Origin of the sequence: Bradyrhizobium sp. Leo170 (assembly GCF_004296405.1) — a bacterium.
In the GTDB taxonomy this organism is placed as follows: domain Bacteria; phylum Pseudomonadota; class Alphaproteobacteria; order Rhizobiales; family Xanthobacteraceae; genus Bradyrhizobium.
Window position 1 is genome coordinate 1 of sequence record NZ_PSRR01000891.1, and the last position, 413, is coordinate 413.

The 413-nt window shown below is 63.2% G+C and carries 1 pseudogene; it reads right to left on the bottom strand.

Annotated elements, in window-relative coordinates:
* Positions 1-24: 24 nt before the first annotated feature.
* Positions 25-413, bottom strand: a pseudogene (locus tag CWO89_RS45250) (IS5/IS1182 family transposase); the annotation flags it as partial.

A 413-nucleotide genomic window follows, 5' to 3' on the forward strand; every position in this document is an offset into this window, starting at 1 on the left:
AGTCGACCGTGAAGAACCCGGATTTCAGCTTGGGAGGAGCTGAAGTCGGCGGATGAGCTGGACGAGGATTTGGCGCAGCAAAAGCTCGAGCCAGCGGATGAGGCGACGGAAGTTGTAGCCGGCGGCGGCGAGGACGGCATTGGTGGCGTCGCCCTGGCGGTGCCAGAGATAGTTTCGGCCCATTCGGTGCTCGGATTTGAGGTGGCCGATCACCGGCTCCACGGCGGAGCGCCGGCGCAGCTCGCGCTTGATCTTTGGCGTCACCCGCCGCTTCTGGCCTGAGATGAACACCCTGAACTTGTAATCGGGCGGCGCATTGTGGCCGCGATAGCCTTTGTCGAGACACATGCGCTCGATGACGTTGCCGACGAGCGCCTCCATGCCTGGGATCACGGTCTTGAGCGTATGGCCGT